The organism is Saccharopolyspora kobensis (assembly GCF_900108315.1).
GTDB classification, from domain to species: domain Bacteria; phylum Actinomycetota; class Actinomycetes; order Mycobacteriales; family Pseudonocardiaceae; genus Saccharopolyspora; species Saccharopolyspora kobensis.
In genome coordinates, this window is record NZ_FNVB01000005.1 from 685,303 (window position 1) to 701,853 (window position 16,551).

Annotated in this window: 13 protein-coding genes; 9 read left to right on the top strand and 4 right to left on the bottom strand. The window is 72.0% G+C overall.

Annotated features, from left to right (window positions below):
• The first annotated feature begins 91 nt into the window (after positions 1–91).
• Together C4T78_RS20125 and C4T78_RS20130 are read left to right on the top strand one after the other, a co-directional pair.
• Entirely contained in the window at positions 92–2,899 is a 2,808-nt protein-coding gene (locus tag C4T78_RS20125; protein WP_093349925.1) for an FtsK/SpoIIIE domain-containing protein, read from the top strand.
• Positions 2,892–3,281 carry a hypothetical protein gene (locus C4T78_RS20130; protein ID WP_093349927.1) on the top strand — a complete coding sequence of 130 codons (390 nt, stop codon included), beginning with the start codon at positions 2,892–2,894 and terminating at the stop codon, positions 3,279–3,281. Before C4T78_RS20125 ends, C4T78_RS20130 begins: the two co-directional genes overlap by 8 nt.
• Here the strand turns inward: C4T78_RS20130 and rox are convergent, their stop codons facing one another.
• Together rox and C4T78_RS20140 are read right to left on the bottom strand one after the other, a co-directional pair.
• On the bottom strand, positions 3,282–4,709 hold the full coding sequence (rox, locus tag C4T78_RS20135) for a rifampin monooxygenase (protein ID WP_093350197.1): 1,428 nt from the start codon (positions 4,707–4,709) through the stop codon (positions 3,282–3,284).
• A 198-nt stretch (positions 4,710–4,907) separates the two neighbouring features.
• Positions 4,908–5,450, bottom strand: a complete 543-nt coding sequence (locus C4T78_RS20140) for a TetR/AcrR family transcriptional regulator (RefSeq protein WP_093349928.1) — start codon at positions 5,448–5,450, stop codon at positions 4,908–4,910.
• Between the two features lie 91 nt (positions 5,451–5,541).
• Here C4T78_RS20140 and C4T78_RS20145 point away from each other — a divergent pair, with 91 nt between their 5' ends.
• The 3 genes from C4T78_RS20145 to C4T78_RS20155 are packed head-to-tail and all read left to right on the top strand — an operon-like array spanning position 5,542 to position 8,658.
• Positions 5,542–6,714 (top strand): MFS transporter, encoded by a 1,173-nt coding sequence (locus tag C4T78_RS20145; protein WP_218161534.1) that lies wholly within the window; start codon positions 5,542–5,544, stop codon positions 6,712–6,714.
• Positions 6,711–7,868, top strand: a complete 1,158-nt coding sequence (locus C4T78_RS20150) for an MFS transporter (protein ID WP_093349931.1) — start codon at positions 6,711–6,713, stop codon at positions 7,866–7,868. Before C4T78_RS20145 ends, C4T78_RS20150 begins: the two co-directional genes overlap by 4 nt.
• A 52-nt stretch (positions 7,869–7,920) precedes the next feature.
• Positions 7,921–8,658 carry a GNAT family N-acetyltransferase gene (locus tag C4T78_RS20155; protein ID WP_103908138.1) on the top strand — a complete coding sequence of 246 codons (738 nt, stop codon included), beginning with the start codon at positions 7,921–7,923 and terminating at the stop codon, positions 8,656–8,658.
• On the opposite strand, the gene C4T78_RS20160 is transcribed toward C4T78_RS20155, so the two are convergent.
• Complete coding sequence (locus C4T78_RS20160) at positions 8,639–10,282, bottom strand: FAD-binding oxidoreductase (protein WP_093349934.1); 1,644 nt, start codon at positions 10,280–10,282, stop codon at positions 8,639–8,641. The genes C4T78_RS20155 and C4T78_RS20160 overlap by 20 nt on opposite strands.
• A 16-nt stretch (positions 10,283–10,298) precedes the next feature.
• On the opposite strand from C4T78_RS20160, the gene C4T78_RS20165 reads away from it, so the two are divergent.
• Genes C4T78_RS20165 through C4T78_RS20180 form a run of 4 tightly spaced genes read left to right on the top strand, consistent with a single transcriptional unit; the run spans position 10,299 to position 14,651 of the window.
• Positions 10,299–10,919, top strand: coding sequence for a TetR/AcrR family transcriptional regulator (locus tag C4T78_RS20165; RefSeq protein ID WP_093349936.1), 621 nt, complete (start codon positions 10,299–10,301; stop codon positions 10,917–10,919).
• 25 nt (positions 10,920–10,944) lie between these two features.
• Complete coding sequence (locus tag C4T78_RS20170; protein ID WP_093349937.1) at positions 10,945–12,519, top strand: glycerol-3-phosphate dehydrogenase/oxidase; 1,575 nt, start codon at positions 10,945–10,947, stop codon at positions 12,517–12,519.
• Between the two features lie 48 nt (positions 12,520–12,567).
• Positions 12,568–13,479 carry an ABC transporter ATP-binding protein gene (locus C4T78_RS20175; protein ID WP_235863341.1) on the top strand — a complete coding sequence of 304 codons (912 nt, stop codon included), beginning with the start codon at positions 12,568–12,570 and terminating at the stop codon, positions 13,477–13,479.
• Positions 13,476–14,651 carry an ABC transporter permease gene (locus C4T78_RS20180; protein ID WP_093349940.1) on the top strand — a complete coding sequence of 392 codons (1,176 nt, stop codon included), beginning with the start codon at positions 13,476–13,478 and terminating at the stop codon, positions 14,649–14,651. The genes C4T78_RS20175 and C4T78_RS20180 overlap by 4 nt, the downstream gene beginning before the upstream one ends.
• Before the next feature lie 412 nt (positions 14,652–15,063).
• Here the strand turns inward: C4T78_RS20180 and C4T78_RS20185 are convergent, their stop codons facing one another.
• Entirely contained in the window at positions 15,064–16,368 is a 1,305-nt protein-coding gene (locus C4T78_RS20185) for a citrate synthase (RefSeq protein ID WP_093155956.1), read from the bottom strand.
• Positions 16,369–16,551 lie beyond the last annotated feature (183 nt).

Here is a 16,551-nt window from a genome sequence, read left to right on the forward strand (position 1 = left end):
GGCTCCGCAGAATGCGAGAGATGGGTTCTGCCCGACCATCTGCCGGGTGGTACTTTGATCACGGTCAGTAACTCTGCTTCCGAGGTGGGGTGTGGGTAAACGCAACGATCGGCGGGACCGCGTCAAAGACGCGTTCCAGCGCCTGCGCTCCAGCATCGCCACCGCGCTCGGGGCCGCCGAGAACGAGTACGCCAGGGTCCTCGCCGAATGCGCGCAGCAGGAGTTCGCGCTGCGCATCGCGCAGACCGGCATCGCGGCGGCGGAGCGCGACCCGCAGGAGATCGGCGATCCCGGTGACGCCGCGTTCCAGGCCGCCATGCGGGAAGCGCTGGCCGATCGCGCCGAGGTCTACGCGGAGTGGACCGCCGAGGGGCCCGGCCGGCTGGCGCAGCTGGTGGCCGAGGCGGCGCCCGGCTCGGCCGGACTGCCCTGGCAGGAGTGGCTCGGCCAGGTCGGCACGCGGGAGCCCTCCGCTCCGCCGCCCGAGCTGTGGCGCATCGGCACCGCGGTCGTGCCGGATTCACCGGACCCGCAGCCCTTCCCCGCCGCCGTCCCGCTGCTCGACGAAGCGCACCTGCGGATCACCTCCGACGGCAACCCGGAATCCGCCGAAGCGCTGGTGCAGGACCTGCTGCTGCGGCTGCTCAGCCACTTCCAGCCGGGCGCGGTGCGCCTCCACGTCTGGGACGTCTCGCAGCTGACCGGCACGCTGCCCGGCCTGTACCCGCTGACCCGCGCCGGGCTGCTCACCGCGCACGACCCGACGCGGCTGGACGAGATGCTGGACGCGCTGTCCGACCACATCCGGCGGATCCACACCAGCGCGCTGCTCGGCGGGCACACCTCGCTGCGGGCGCTGGCCGATGAGAAGGGCCACCGCTCCGAGCCCTGGCGCATCGGCGTGCTGTTCGGCAACGGCGAGCCGCTGCGCGAGGAGCAGCAGCAGCAGTTGCAGCGGATCGCCCGCAGCGGGCCCGCCTGCGGCATCCAGCTGATCGTCGTGGACATGTCCCTGTCGGTGAGCAGCGCGATCGAATCGGTCCGCCTGATCGGCGAGGACCGCGCCCGCACCAGCACCACCGGCCCGGAAGCCGTGGTGACGCTGGACGAATCGCCCTCGCGCAACGAGGTCACCAAGGCCTGCACGACGATCGGCGAGGCGTTCCTGGCCCGCCGCGCGCGGGTGCGGACCTTCGAGGACCTGGTGCCCGAGCAGTACTGGGCGCACAGCTCGAAGACCGGGTTGCAGGCGCCGGTCGGGTTCAACGAGGGCGAGCCGGTGTGGATCACGCTCGGCGACAGCAGCCCGCACACGCTGATCGGCGGGCCGAGCGGTTCGGGCAAGACCAACTTCCTGTTCGGCATGCTCGGCGGGCTCGCCGCCCGGTACTCGCCCGACGAGCTGGAGCTGTACCTGCTGGACTTCAAGGAGGGCGTGTCCTTCGCCCAGTTCACCCCGGGCAAGCGGGATCCGAGCTGGCTGCCGCACGCGCAGCTGGTCGGGGTGAACGTCAACACCGACCGCGAGTTCGGGCTGGCGCTGCTGCGGTTCCTGGCCGACGAGATGCGGCGGCGCGCGGCGGCGGCCAAGGAGCACGAGGTCACCAAGCTCGAAGAGCTGCGCACCGAGGACCCCGGCGGCCGGTGGCCGCGGATCGTCGCGGTGATCGACGAGTTCCAGTACCTGTTCGCCGACCGCGACAACGTCACCGCGCAGGCCACCGCGCTGCTGGAGGACGTGGCGCGGCGCGGCCGCTCGCAGGGCATCCACCTCGTGCTGGCCAGCCAGGACGTGTCCGGCATCGAGGCGTTCTGGGGCAAGCCGGCGATCTTCGAGCAGTTCATCCTGCGGATCGCGCTGCCCAAGGCGCGCCGGGTGCTGGGCGAGCAGAACACGGCCGCGATGGAGCTGCCGCGCTGGCACGCGGTGGTCAACCACGAGTCCGGCGTCAAGCACGGCAACGAGATCGCCCGCATCCCGGACGCCACCGCGCGAAACACCTTCGACTCGCTGCAGCTGGAGCTGTGGAAGCAGCTGGACGGATCCGCCGCGCCACCGCGGCTGTTCGACGGCTCGAACCTGCCCGTGCTGTCCACTTTGGACGACTACCGGCGACTCTCCGCGCCGGTGCCCACGCCGAAGGCGCTGCTCGGGCAGATCATCGACGTGGACGGAACCGCCGCCGCGGTGCGCCTGACCCGATCACCGGGCCGCAACATCGCGGTGATCGGCTCGGTCCGGGTGGACGCGGTGAGCGTGCTGGGCGCGGCGACGCTCTCCTTGGCGCGCCAGCACGTTCCGCGCGGGATCAAGTTCACCGTGGCCAGCCTGCTCGACGACGTCGACGACGACGCGCAGCACATCGTCGAGCAGCTGCGCGCGAGCGGTCACGAGGTGGACCTGGTCGGCCTGGACCGCATCGAGGCGACGCTGACCGAGATCGCGGGCTCGATCGACGGCCGGTCCGGGGCGGACGTGCCGCACTGCGTGGTGCTCTACGCCGCCGACGCGGCGCAGACGACCTTGGAGCGCAAGGACCCGACCACCCGCGTCAGCGGCGTCGACCAGCTGCGGAAGATCCTCAAGCAGGGCCCGGAGTCGCGGGTCCACGTGATCGGCTGGTGGCGCAGCGTGCAGCGGGTGAAGAACACCCTCGGCATGGGCCCGGTGGACGACATCGGCGCGTGGGTCGCCTTCGACGTGCACGGCCAGGAGCTGGCCACCTTCGCGGCCGGGCAGATCGTCACCTGGTCGCCGCGCGCGCGGCGCGGCCTGTTCTTCGACCGCTCCGTGCACTCCCGGCCCGAGGTGATCCTGCCGTTCGACCTCGGCGAGCCGGAGGTGCCGCGGCAGCGGGCCACCGAGGAGACCGAGGTGTTGGAGGAAGCCGGTGACTGAGCGGGTTCCGGCGTCGATCCGGTACAAGGAGCTGACCGCGCTGGCGACCACCGCCGCGCAGCAGCTGCGCAAGCGCGAGCGAGCGCAGGTGGCCGAGCTCAGCGACGAGGTCGCCGCGGGCCAGCAGCGCAAGGACGCGGCCGCCGAGGAACGCGACAAGGTCATCAAGGACGTGGAGTCGCGGTGGGAGGCCGCGATCCGGGCGCTGTGGCACGAGAAGTGGATGAAGGGCTCGGTCTTCCCGGAACCCGACCGCTCGGCGCCGCGCGCGAAGCCGGAGAAGTCCGTCCGCGCCGTCCAGGCCGCGTACCTGGAGTTCAACGACGCCCTGGAGCGACTCCGCTTCGGCTCCGGCTTCCTCCGCCGCAAGAAGTCCTCGTGATCAGCCGGTGGGCTCGCCGAACCACCTGCGCAGCCGGTCTTCCAGGCCCGACTGGTCCGCACCGGCCCACGCCACGTAGCCGTCCGGGCGCAGCAGCACCGCGGGAACGTCCAGTTCCTCGCTGACGTCCACGACGTGGTCGACGCGATCCGCCCAGCCGCCCGCCGAGAGCTGCCCGGTCTGGTCGAGCAGGAGCCCGCGGCCGCCGTGCATCAGCTCGTACAGGCGCCCGCGCTTCAGGCCCACGTCGCGCAGCCGGCGACCTAGGAGTTCGTGGCCCTCGCCGAAGTCGTAGCGCACGCCGATCGCGGTGATCTTCTCGATCAGGTAGCGGTTCACCTCCTCGAAGTCCATCAGCTCCGAAAGCAGGCTGCGCACGGCCTGCGGGCCCGGTTCCAGGGACATCAGCGCCATCTGCGCGCGGGTGTTGGTCAGCACGTCGGCGGCCACCGGGTGCCGTTCGGCCTGGTAGCTGTCCAGCAGCCCGGCGGGCGCCCAGCCGTTGATCTCGGCGGCCAGCTTCCAGCCCAGGTTGGCCGCGTCCTGCACGCCGAGGTTGAGCCCCTGCCCGCCGGTGGGCGGGTGGATGTGCGCGGCATCGCCCGCCAGGAACGCCCGACCGGCCCGGTAGCGCTCGGCCTGCCGCGTCGCGTCGCCGAAGCGGGAGAGCCAGCGCGGGGAGTGCACCCCGAAGTCGGTGCCCGCGATCGCCACCAGCTGCGCCTTGAGCTCGTCGAAGGTGGGTGGGATCGCGCGGTCCTCGGCCAGGCCCGCGGCGGGCGCGATCACCCGGTACGCGCCGTCGGCGAGCGGCACCACGCCGAACCGCTTCTGGGTCTCGCGGACCGCCGCGACCTTGGCCATCAGCTCCTCGCGCGGCACGGCCACCTCGACCTCGCCCAGCAGCGTCTCCACCCTGCTGGGCTCGCCGGGGAAGCCGATGCCGAGCATCTTGCGCACCGCGCTGCGCCCGCCGTCGCAGCCGACGAGGTAGCGCGAGCGCAGCTGCGTGCCGTCGGCCAGTTCGGCGGTGACGCCGTCCTCGTCCTGGCTCAGCCCGGTCAGCTCGCAGCCGCGCCGGATCTCGGCACCGAGCTCGACGGCGCGCTCGGCCAGCAGGCGATCGACGACGGGCTGCGGGATGCCGAGGACGTAGCCGTGCGCGGTGTCCATCCGCTCGGGCCACGGCTTGTCGATGCCCGCGAAGAAGCCGCCCGTCTCGTGCCGCGTGCCCAGCGCGAGGAAGCGATCCAGCAGCCCGCGCTGGTCCATCAGCTCGATGCTGCGCACGTGCAGGCCGCCGGCTCGGACGACCTCGGTCGGCTCCGCGTCCCGTTCCAGCACGACCACGCGCGCACCGTGCAGCCGCAGTTCGGCGGCCAGCATCAAACCGGTCGGCCCGGCACCGACCACGATCACGTCCATCATCACAACGCCCGTCCGACGAGGGTGGGTCCGGCCGGCGGGCACCGGTCGGCGAATGCGCTCGCCGACTCCGATTTCCGCTGGTCGAAGGATTCGAGCGAGGATTCTGCGGCACCACCGGGGTCTTGCCGCAAGCCCCCGCGTGCGCTATACCTTGAAGCAGGCGGGGAGAACGCGGTTCCCCGCCTTCGCCATGTCCGGTCAGCTGTCCATCAGGGATTCGGCGATGCTCCTGGCCCGGCGGGCCGGTTCCGCGGTTCGCTCGCGGAGGGCCGTCACGTTGGCGCCGTCGACCAGCAGCATGAACTGCTCCGCGAGTTCGCGGTGGCGGGCCTGCCCGGCCGCCGCCAGCAGTTCGTCCAGGTAGTCGATGACCTTCTCCTTGTGCTCGGCCGCGACCCGGTGCGCCGCACTGTCCACATCGGCCATCTCGACCATCGTGTTGATCGAGGCGCAACCGCGGAAGTCGGCGGCCTCGAACCGGTCGGCGAGCGCGTCGAAGACCGCCAGCGGCCCGCCGCCGCGCGCTTCGACCGCCTCCGCCAGCCAGCTCCGGAAGCGCTCGTCGTAGCCGCGCAGCATGGTCACCACCAGGTCGTCCTTGCTGCTGAAGTGCCGGTAGAACGAGGCTCGGCCGACCCCGGAGACGGCGACCAGCCGCTCCACGCCGACCGCCCTGATGCCCTCGGTGTAGAAGAGCTGCTCCGCGGCCTCGACGAGGCGTTCCCGGGCTCGTGTGGCCATGCCGACACGGTATCCCACCTTGCGCGAAAACGGAAACGATCGGTACCGTCCACCGACATGGAAACGATCGGTACCGTTTTGGGGAGTCGCGTTGACCACGACCGCTGAACCCGCCACCCGCGTCCCGCTCCGGGTGGCGGTGCTGGCGCTGGGCACCTTCGCGGTGGGCACCGACGCCTTCGTCGTCGCCGGGGTGCTGCCCGAGATCGCCGCCGACCTGGACGTCGGGATCGCCCAGGCCGGGCAGCTGGTGACCGTCTTCGCCATCGCCTACGCCGTGCTCTCACCGGTCCTCGCGACGCTCACCGGCGCCTGGCCGCGGCGCGCGGTCCTGCTCACCGCGCTCGCCGTCTTCGTGCTCGGCAACATCGCCACCGCGCTCGCACCGAGCTACGCCACCGTGCTCGCGACGCGCGTGCTCGCCGCCGCCGGCGCGTCGATGTTCACCCCGATCGCCGGTGCGGCCGCCGCCTCGCTCGCCCCGGAAGGCCAGCGGGCGCGGGCGATTTCACTGGTCGTCCTGGGCCTGACCGTCTCGACGGCGCTCGGCGTCCCGCTGGGCACGCTGCTCGGTTCGGTCACGAGCTGGCGCGGCACGATGTGGTTCGTGGCCGCGCTCGGCGCCGCCGCCGCGATCGGGGTGGCCGCACTGCTCCCGACCATCGCGGCCCCGCCCGCGGCAGGCCTGCGCGAACGCCTCGCACCGCTGCGCGACGGGAAGATCACGGTGGTCCTGCTGACCACGGTCGCGTTCTTCATCGGCATCTTCACCGTGAACACCTACATCAGCGTGATCGTCGAACCCGCCACCGGGAACAACAGCGCACTGCTCGCGATGCTGCTGTTCCTGTCCGGTGCCGCGGGCACGGCGGGCAACCTGATCAGCGGCGGTTGGACCGACAGGTTCGGCGCGCGGCGGGTGATCGCCGTCGCCATGGTGATCGCCCTCATCAACTGCCTGCTGCTGCCCATCACCGCGGAGACGCTGGTCAGCGCCGTACCGGCCGTGCTGGTCTTCGGGCTGACCGCGTGGAGCGTGACGGTGCCGCAGCAGCACCGGCTGATCGAGGCCGCACCCTCGGCGACCTCGCTGGTCATCTCCCTCAACGCGTCCGGCGGCTACCTGGGCTCCTCGCTGGCCGGGCTGATCGGCGCCGCCGCCCTGGAGCTGTCCCCCACCTCGCTGCCGCTGGTGGCGGCGGTGTTCATCGTCATCGGCCTGGCAGCGTCGGAACTGGCGCAGCGGATCGGAGCGCGCTCATGACGTCGGCAGTGGAAACCGCCCCGCGCCGGTGGGCGGTGCCGGTGCTCGGGTTCGGCACCTTCGCCGTGGGCACCTGCGAATTCGTCCTCGCCGGGCTGCTCCCGCAGCTCAGCAGCACCCTGCGCGTGTCGATCGGCACCGCCGGGCAGGTGGTCACCGCGTTCGCCCTCACCTGCGCCCTGCTCGCACCGGTGCTGGCCACGGCGACCGCGAGCTGGCCGCGGCGCCGGGTCCTCCTACTGGCGACGGGCGTGTACCTCGTCGGCAACATCGCCACCGCGCTCGCCCCGTCGTTCCCGCTGGTGATCGCCGCGCAGATCGTCGCCGCCGCGGGCGCGGGCCTGTTCGTGCCGACCGCTGCCGTCACCGCCTCCGCGCTGGTGCCAGCGGACCGGCGCGGGCGCGCGATCGCCGCCGTGACAACGGGTTTCACCGCTGCCACCGCGATGGGCGCACCGCTGGGCACCGCGTTGGGGGCGTTGTTCGGGTGGCGGGTCACGATGTGGTTCGTCGCCGGGGTGGCGGTGCTGGGCCTGCTCGGGCTGGTGCGGCTGGTGCCCGCCGACGTCGCGGCCCCGGCCGCGGAAGGCCTGCGCGAGCGGCTGGCCCCGCTGTCCGACCGGCGGGTGCTGGTGGTGCTGGCCACCACGCTCATCGCGTTCACCGCCGTCTACCTGCCCTACACCTACATCGGCGCGGTGTTCGGCCCGGCGACCGGCGGCAGCGGCGTCCGGCTGGCGGTGCTGATGTTCCTGCTGGGGGTCATCGGCACCGTCGGCAACTACGTCGCCGGGATGCTGGCCGACCGGTTCGGCAGCAGCCGGGTGGTGGCGTTCGCGCTGGTCTGGCTGGTCGCCGCGCTGCTCGTGCTGCCGCTGACCACGGGCGGCTTCGGCTGGGCGATGGCGGAGATCGCGATCTACGGCATCGCCGCCTTCGCCATCACGACTCCGCAGCAGCACCGCCTGATCACCCTGGCACCGGAGTCGGCGCCGGTCCTGGTGTCGCTCAACGCCGCGATCCTCTACCTGGCGATCGCGCTGTCCGGCATCGTCGGCGCGGCGGGCATCGCCTGGGCGGGCCCGCAGCTCCTCGGGCCGATCGCGGCCGCCTTCGCGGCCATCGCGCTCGTCCTCTCCACCAGGAGTCGCTGAAGTCACGGGAAATTCACTTCCGGCGTTGCGGGCGGCGCGGGACGATCGGGACATGCGAGAGCTCCGTTCCGCCGCCGAAGTCGGCGAGGTCACCGATGACCTGCTGGTCCGCTGGGCCGCGCAGGCGCTGGTCGCGGACTACCCGCACCCCGGCGGGGCCGCTTGGCGGCACCGCAGCGCGGTCGTGGTGCACGCACCGGCGCTCAACCAGAACAACCGGGTCGTGTTCAGCGGATCGGCCGAGGACTGCGCCGAACTGCTCGCGGAGGTGCTGCCGGGGCTGCGCGGCGAGAAGCTGCGCCCGCTCGCCCGCACCGCGCTGGCGCACCGGGTCGCCGACCGGCTCGGCCTGGAGGTGCTGGCGACGTTCGGCTGGATGCAGCTGGCCACCGCGCCGCCGACCGCACCGGCGCCGAACGTCGAGTGGCTCACCCGCGATGACGAGCAAGCGGTGGAAAGCCTGCTGCGCAAGGCGAATCCGCGGTCGTACCTGTTCCCCGGCGACCCCGGGGCCCGTCGCTGGGCGGGCATCCGCGGGGCCGACGGGACGGTGCTGTCGGTGGGCGGCGACTGCTGGCCGGCGCCGGGCGTGCGCTACCTCTCCGGCGTCGCCACCCACCCCGACCACCGCGGCGCCGGGCTCTCCACGGCGGTCTGCACGTTCCTGACCAGGGAGCTCGCCCGCGAGGGCGCCGTGGCGCTGATGGCCGACGCGGACAACGAGCCCGCGCTCAAGGTGTACCGCAGGCTCGGTTTCCGCTACCACTCGATCAGCGCGCTGGCCGGATGAGCTTGCCCGGGTTGAGGATCCCGGTCGGGTCCACGGCCTGCTTCGCCGCGGCCAGCACCGATTCGCCGATGTCGCCGATCTCCTCGACCAGCCACGGCAGGTGGTCGGCGCCGACGGCGTGGTGGTGGCTGATGGTGCCCCGCCCGGCGATGGCGTCCGACGCCGCCTGCTTGGCCTGCTGCCACTGACCGAGCGGGTCCTGCGCACTGCGCGGTGCGAGCACCGTGAAGTACAGCGACGCGCCGGTTTCGTAGGCGTGCGAGATGTGGCACATCACGATCGGCTTCTCGCCGCCGGACCGCAGGCTGCGCACGAGGGCGTTGCGCACCGCCGAGCGCAGCTCGCTGATCCCGCTCCAGTGCGTCGCGGTCTCCAGCGTCTCCACGCACACACCGCGGTCGAGCAGGGCATCGCGCTGACGGGGGCCGGAGAACCGGTGCGAGCGCCAGGTCTCGCCGACAGCGCGGCCCAGCCGCACCGCTCGCGTGCCGCGCAGCACTCCCAGGGTCGCCTCGCGGCGCCGGGCGAGCTCCGCCCGCGAGCCCGCGTCCCAGCCCAGCACCAGCATGCAGGGCTGCCGGATTCCCTTGCTGCGCAGCAGGAACTGCAGGGCCTTGACCTTCATCGCCCCGGCCAGCTCGAACTGCACCTCGGTCTCGTCCACATCGGACAGCCGCGTCACGTCGGCGAGCACCCGGTTCTGCGCGAGCGCCCGCACCGCGTCGACCCCGCCCTGCCAGCCGTCGACCACGAAGGCCTCGTAGCGGCTGTGCACCGGCACCGGCCGGACCCGCACCGCCACCTCGGTGATCACGCCGAGCGCGCCCTCGCTGCCGACCGCCAGCTGGCGCAGGTCGGGCCCCGCCGCCGATGCCGGGGCGACGCCGAGCCGCCACTCCCCGGCCGGAGTGGCCAGCCGGACACCGGTGACCATGTCCTCGAAGCGGCCGTAGCCGGAGGACGCCTGCCCGGCGGAGCGGGTGGCGGCGAAGCCTCCGATGGTGGCCCGCTCGAAGGACTGCGGGAAGTGCCCGAGGGTGAAGCCCTGCGCGGCCAGCAGCGATTCGGCCTCCACAGCGCGCATCCCGGCCTGCAGCACGGCGATCCGCGAGCTCGGGTCGAGCGAGACCAGCCGGTCCAGCCGGGCGAGGTCCAGCGACACCACAGCCGCCTTGGACCCGCGCAGGGCGTCGACGCCGCCGACGACCGACGTGCCGCCGCCGAACGGGACCACCGCGATGTCGTGCCGCACGCAGACCTCCAGCGCGGCCTGCACGAGCTCGGGATCGCCCGGGAGCAGCACGGCGTCGGGCACCGCGAGCTCTTCGGCGCTGCGGCGGCGCATCAGGTCGCTGTAGGACATGCCGCCCGCCCGGCCCAGCCGCGCGGTGGCATCGGTCAGCACGTGCTGCTCGCCGAGCAGCGCCGCCAGCTCCTCGCGAGCCGTCTCCGGCAGCGCGCTGTCCGGGACCTCCAGCAGCGACGCGGGAACGGCCGGCGTGGTGGTCTCGGCGAGCCCGATGCGCTGCCGCAGCCAGCGCAGAGCTCGGGGGGACAACGGCGCGGCGGAGCCCCCCGAAGGGGTCCAGGTGCCGCGCAGGGTGTGTTCGATCAGCCCGCTCACCAGTACAGTGTTACACATGACGTCGCAATGTCACAGCAGCTTGCCGCGGCACAGCGCGCGGTCCGCCCCGAACCGGGTCGGCGAGGCCGAGCTGCTGCACGCGGCCCGCGAGTGCGTGCTCGCCAACGGCGTGCGGCGCACGACGCTGACCGAGATCGCCCGCCGGGCCGGGGTCAGCCGGATGACCCTGTACCGCCGGTTCCCCGACGTCGACAGCGTGGTCACCGCGCTGATGACCGTGGAGTTCGGCGAGATCCTGGACCTGGCGCGCGCGGCGGAGCGGACCGGCAACGTCCGGCAGCGACTGGTCAGCGCCACCGTGCACGGCGTGCGGCTGCTGCAGACCGCGCCGCTGCTCCAGCGCGTCGTGGAAGCCGACGCCGAGCTGCTGCTCCCCTACCTGGTGCAACGGCTGGGCAGCACGCAGCTGGCCGCCGAGGGATTCCTGCGCGAATACCTCGTCGAGGGCCACGCGGACGGTTCCATCCGCCCCGGCGACCCGGCGGTCCAGGCCCGCTCGCTGCTGCTGCTCGTGCAGTCGTTCGTCGTCACCGCCGGTCCCGCGACCAGCGACATCGATCCCGACGACCTCGCCGCGGAGCTCACCAAGCTCCTCGACGGAGCCCTCCGCCCCTGACCTCGCCGACACCTCCGGAGTTGCGATGATCACCACGCCGTTGCCCGCCGGTTCGCTGCGCGCGACCTCGCTGAACGCCGCGCGCCGCGCCACCGAGCTGGCCGAAGTGGCCGAGGCCGAGATCGACCTGCTGGTGGTCGGCGGCGGCGTCACCGGTGCCGGCGCCGCCCTCGACGCGGCCGCACGCGGTCTGTCCGTCGCGATGGTCGAGGCCGAGGACCTCGCCTGGGGAACCTCCCGCTGGTCGAGCAAGCTCGTGCACGGCGGGCTCCGCTACCTGGCGCACGGCGACGTGGCCCTGGCGCACGAGAGCGCCGTCGAGCGCAACGTGCTGATGACCCGCACCGCGCCGCACCTGGTCCGCACGATGCCGCAGCTGATCCCCTTGCACAGCAGCGTTTCCCGCCGTTCCGAGCTGGTGCTCGCCGCGGGCCTGCACGCGGGCGACGCGCTGCGCCGCGCCGCGCGCACGCCGTCGGACGTGCTCCCGCCACCGCGCCGCATCCCCAGCGCCGAAGCGCTCGCCCTGGTCCCGGGCCTGCGCGCCGCCGGGCTGCGCGGCGGACTGCTCGGCTACGACGGCCAGCTGATCGATGACGCGCGGCTCGTCGTCGCGCTGGCCCGCACCGCCGCGGGCTTCGGCGCGCGGGTGCTCACGCACGTGCGGGCGCAGAAGCTGGACAGCAACGGCGCCGACGTCGTGGACCAGCGCACCGGCGAGACGCTGCGCATCCGGGCGCGTTCGGTGGTCAACGCGGCCGGGGTCTGGGCCGGAGAGCTGTCGCCGGACATCAAGCTGCGGCCGTCGCGCGGTTCGCACCTGGTGATCGACGCCGACGCCGCGGGAATCGCCGGAACCGCCCTGGTCGCGCCGATCCCGGGCGCCTCCGGCCGGTTCCTCCTGCTGCTGCCGCAGGCCGACGGCCGCGCGCTGCTCGGGCTGACCGACGAGCCGGTCCCCGGCCCCATCCCGTCGGTGCCGGAGGTTCCGGAGTCCGATGTGGACTTCCTGCTGGCGGGCATCCGCGACGTCCTCGGGCAGCCGCTGGGCCGCGAGCACGTGCTCGGCTCCTTCGCCGGGCTGCGTCCGCTGCTGGAGCAGGCGCGGCGCAAGGAATCGTCCGACCTGTCCCGCAAGCACGCCGTGCTGACCTCGCCGGAAGGCGTGGTGACGGTGGTCGGCGGGAAGCTCACCACCTACCGGAAGATGGCCGCCGAAGCCGTCGACGCGGCGGTGCTCGCCGGTGGCCTCTCCGCCGGGCCGTCCAAGACCGCCGCCGTCGCGCTGGTCGGCGCGGCGCCCCGCCGCCACCTGACCGACGTCGAAGCCCCGGCGCGCCTGATCGCGAAGTACGGCACCGAAGCCGCGCGCATCGCCGCGCTGGCCGACTTCGACCCGGATCTCGCCGAACCCGTCGCGGAGGGCGTCTCGCTCACCGCCGCCGAAGTGCTGTGGGCGGTGCGGCACGAGGGCGCGCTCGACGCCGACGACGTCCTCGACCGGCGCAGCCGGGTCGGCCTGAACCCGGCCGAGCGAGACATCGCACAGCCCGTTGTCACCGAACTCGTCGGCCGCGCTCTGGAAGGTGTGCTGAACTGAGCACCACGGGGGCGCGCCCGGATATCAACAGCAGAAGGGGGGCGATCGGTGACTGATCGCGTGCTGGAGATCGACCGGATCTCCAAACGCTACGGACGTGTCACGGCGCTGCAGGAGATGACCTTCAGCGTCCGCGCCGGTGAGATGTTCGGCTTCGTCGGCAGCAACGGCGCCGGGAAGACGACCACGATGCGGATCGCGCTGGGCGTGCTGGCCGCCGACTCCGGCGAGGTGCGCTGGAACGGCTCACCGCTGGACCTCACCACCCGCCGCCGCATCGGCTACATGCCGGAGGAGCGCGGCCTGTACCCGAAGATGAAGGTCGCGGAGCAGCTCGCCTACCTCGGCGAACTGCACGGCATGTCGGCCGCCGACGCGCAGGCGGCCGCGGCGCGCTGGACCGAGCGGCTGGGGCTCACCGAACGACGCGACGAAGAGGTGCAGAAGCTCAGCCTCGGCAACCAGCAGCGGGTGCAGCTGGCCGCCGCGCTGGTGCACGACCCGGAGGTGCTCATCCTCGACGAGCCGTTCTCCGGGCTGGACCCGGTCGCGGTCGACGTGATGAGCGCGGTGCTGCGGGAGAAGTGCGATTCCGGCGTGCCGGTGGTGTTCTCCAGCCACCAGCTCGACCTGGTGCAGCGGTTGTGCGACCGCGTCGGCATCGTCCGCAGTGGACGGATGGTGGCCTCCGGTTCGGTGACCGAGCTGCGCGACCAAGGGCCGGTGACGCTCGTCGTCGACGCGCCCGACGCCGCGCCCGGCTGGGCCGCCGACGTGCCCGGCGCGCAGGTCGTGTCGGTCGACGGCAGCCGCACCACCCTCCAGCTCGACGAGGACGCCGACGACCAGGCGGTGCTGAAGGCCGCGCTGACCACCGGGCCCGTGCGGGAGTTCTCCCGGCACCGGCCGAGCCTCACCGAGCTGTTCCGCAACGTCGTCACCGAGGAGGCCACCGAATGAGCCCCGTCTGGTTGGTCGCCCGCCGCGAGATCCGCACCCGGGTGCGCACCCGCGGCTTCATCATCGGCACCCTCGCCATCATCGCGATCATGGGCGGTTACGCCGCGCTGATGGCCTTCATCGGCAACCAGGCCAGCACCACGAAGATCGGTGTCGCGCCCGAGGCCGCCGCGGTCGGCGAGCCGCTGCGGACGGCGGGCGAGGCCTACGGCCAGACCTTCCTGATCAGCACCGTGCCGGTGCCGGCGGGCGAGCAGCAGGTGCTCGACGGCGACCTGGACGCGCTGATCACCGGGACACCGGCGGAACCGCGCCTGGTCGTCAAGCGGGCGCCGGACAGCTCCGTCGAGGCCGCGCTGAACGCGATCGTGCAGCAGCAGGCGATGAACGTCGAGCTCGCGCGCTCCGGCGTGGACCCCTTCGCGGTCCGCGCGGCGGCGGACAACGCCCAGGTCGCGGTGACCAGCCTGGAGACCGACGACCCGCACCGCGGGGAGCGGATCGCGCTGGCCATCGCCTCCGGGATCGTGCTCTACATGTTCCTCATCATGGGCGGGCAGATGATCGCGCAGGGCGTGGTGGAGGAGAAGTCCAGCCGCGTCGTCGAGCTGCTGCTGTCCACGATCAAGCCGACCCAGCTGCTGGCCGGGAAGGTGGTCGGCATCGGCCTGACGAACCTGCTCCAGATGGTGGTCATCGCCGGTGCGGCGCTGATCGCGGCGGGCGTCGGCGGAGTGCTCACGCTGCCGTCGGCGGCGCTGACGAGCACGCTGCTCTGGGCGCTGGCGTGGTTCGTGCTGGGCTTCTTCACCTACGCGACGATCCTCGCCGCGGCGTCCTCGCTGGTGTCCCGCCAGGAGGAGCTGCAGAACGTGATCAGCCCGGTGATCATGCTGCTGGTGGTGCCGTTCATCATCGGCGTCTCGGTGCTGCCGGGTTCGCCGGACAGCACGCTGGCGGCGGTCCTGTCGCTGGTGCCGGGCTTCTCCCCGACGCTGATGCCGATGCGCATCGCGCTCGGCGTGGCGGCGCCCTGGGAGATCGCGGTGGCGCTGGCCCTGAGCATCGCGGCCTTCGCCCTGCTCCTCCACCTCGGCGGCCGCATCTACTCCAACGCGATCCTCCGCACGGGCTCCCGCGTCAAGCTCCGCGAAGCCCTCCGCACCACCTGACCGGCTCCGCCACCCGGGCGGTCCGCAATTTCAATGGAAATCAGAGGTCCAATTTCCATTGAAATCGCGCAGAATCCGACCCACCGTCGGCGTGTCGGACACCGACACACCGACGGACCGCAACTTCAATTGAAATTGGACGTGCAATTTCAATTGAAATTGCACATCCGGACATCCGGACATCCGGACATCCGGACATCCGGACACTCGGACACTCGGACACTCCGGAGAGTCTGGAGGGTCCGGAGGGCCCGGAGGGTCCGGAGGTTCTGGAGGTTCTGGAGGTTCTGGAGGGCTGGAGGTTCTGGAGGTTCTGGAGGGCTGGAGACGGGTCGGCCCCGGGCACCGCTGCGGTGTCCGGGGCCGTTCGTTTGCCGGGTGCCGTGGCAGCCGACTGGATTCAGGTTTCGATTCAGCGCTCGTTGATCGACTTGTAGGAGCGCTCCGGCGAGCCGGTGTAGACCTGCCGCGGGCGGCTGATCTTGCGGGCCGGGTCCTCCAGCATCTCCCGCCAGTGCGCGATCCAGCCGGGCAGCCGGCCGAGCGCGAACAGGACGGTGAAGTACTTCGTCGGGAAGCCCATGGCCTTGTAGATCAGGCCGGTGTAGAAGTCGACGTTCGGGTAGAGCTTGCGCTCGATGAAGTAGTCGTCGGCGAGCGCCTTCTCCTCGAGCTTCATCGCGATGTCCAGCAGCGGGTCGTTCGCACCCAGCTTGCTGAGCACCTCGTCGGCGGTCTTCTTGATGATCGCCGCGCGCGGGTCGTAGTTCTTGTAGACCCGGTGGCCGAAGCCCATCAGCCGGACGCCGGGCTCCTTGTTCTTGACCCGGTTGACGAACGAGTCGACGTCGCCACCGTTGGCCTGGATGCCCTCGAGCATCTCCAGCACCGCGCTGTTCGCACCGCCGTGCAGCGGGCCGAACAGGGCGTTGATGCCCGCCGAGATGCTGGCGAACAGGTTGGTCTCCGCCGAGCCGACCATCCGGACGGTCGAGGTGGAGCAGTTCTGCTCGTGGTCGGCGTGCAGGATGAACAGCAGGTCCAGGGCGCGGGCCAGCGTCGGGTCGACCTCGTAGGGCTCGGCCGGGAAGCCGAAGGTCATCCGGAGGAAGTTCTCCACCAGGCCCAGCGAGTTGTCCGGGTAGAGGAAGGGCTGACCGACCGACTTCTTGTAGGCGTAGGCCGCGATGGTGGGCAGCTTGGCCAGCAGCCGGACGGTGGACAGCTCCACCTGGTCCTTGTCGAACGGGTTGAGGCTGTCCTGGTAGAAGGTGGACAGCGCGGACACCGCGGAGGACAGCACCGGCATCGGGTGCGCGTCGCGCGGGAAGCCGTCGAAGAACTGCTTGAGGTCTTCGTGCAGCAGGGTGTGCCGCTGGATCCGGTCGGCGAAGTCGTCGTACTGCTGCTGGGTGGGCAGCTCGCCGTAGATCAGCAGGTAGCTGACCTCGATGAAGTTCGACTTGGCGGCCAGTTCCTCGATCGGGTAGCCGCGGTAGCGGAGGATACCGGCGTCCCCGTCGATGTAGGTGATGTCGGAAAGGCAGGCGGCCGTGTTGACGAAGCCCGGATCCAACGTCACCAAACCGGTCTGGGCCAACAACTTGCCGAGGTCCACGCCAGGCGCACCCTCGGTCGGCTGCGTCACCTGCATCTCGTGCTCGCCGGCGTCATAGCGCAGCGCGACGGTACGTTTGGCGGTCACGTCGTCGGGCATTCGGGAACCTCTCGCGCTCGTCGGGGTGCGTGCGTTGACGACCGCGGGTGCCCGGCCGAACGGCAGGGCTGCGTGTTGTCGCCCGCGCGCGGCCCGGGGTGTCCGAACCGCCGCAGCACCACCCCGTTGGGGTCCTGTCAGTAGTCACGCTAGACCGCAGTGGGCCCCCCGCGCAGCAATCGT